Raw genomic sequence first — 860 nt, 5'->3', positions numbered from 1 at the left:
GACGAGGCGGGCGTGGCGAGCTGAGGCCGCGCACCGGCGCCGCCTCGAGCGGGTCGTCGGGCCAGGCGTGCTTCGGGTACCGCCCGCGCAGCTCGGCGCGGACCTGCGGGTAACCGTTCCGCCAGAACGACTCCAGGTCCGCGGTGACCGCGGCCGGGCGTCCCGCCGGGGACAGCAGGTGCAGCAGCACCGGCACGCGCCCGTCGGCCAGGCGCGGCGTCGCCCGCCAGCCGAAGGTCTCCTGCAGCCGCACGGCCAGCACGGGCTGGTCCGCGGAGTAGTCGACGCGCACGCTCGAGCCGCTGGGCACGGTGAGCCGCTCGGGAGCCAGCTCGTCGAGCCGCGCGGCGTCGGGCCAGGGCAGCAACCGGCGCAGCGCCCGGAGCCCGCCGACGCGTGGGAGGTCCCGCGGCCCACGGACCCCCGAGAGGTCGAGCCAGGCGTCCTGGTCCGCCAGCAGGGCGTCGTCGGACACGTCCGGCCACGGCGAGCCCAGCGCGGCGTGGAGGAACGCGAGCCGCCGGCGCAGCGCGGTGGCGGCCTCGGACCAGCGCAGCATCGACAGGCCCTCGCGCGCGAGACCCTCGTACACCGCAGCCAGGACGAGCTCGCGGGGCGGGTTCGGGAGCGGCACCGACGTCAGCTCGATCGCGCCCAGCCTGCGCACGCGCCGCGCGACGACGGCGCCCTGCACCCACGCGACCGTCTCCTCGTCCCGCAGCAGCGCCGGCGCGGCCTCCGTCGCCAGGTCGAGATCGCGGGGCGCCGCCGAGCGAATCGTCGCGTCGCGGCCGCCGGCGCCGCGGTCGGCGTCGGCGACCGCGAGCCACGGCAGACCGACGAGCGCCGAACCCGGGGGC

Annotated in this window: 1 protein-coding gene; it reads right to left on the bottom strand. The window is 78.6% G+C overall.

From position 1 onward, the window contains the following. Nucleotides 1-860: ATP-dependent helicase C-terminal domain-containing protein (locus AC1DVP_RS21280; RefSeq protein WP_477185471.1), on the bottom strand; the 860-nt coding region annotated here is incomplete at both ends.

Source organism: Flavobacterium sp. P3_A6 (assembly GCF_056403035.1).
The sequence above is the reverse complement of the archived record's forward strand: the minus strand, read 5'-3'. Positions and strand labels throughout refer to the sequence as shown.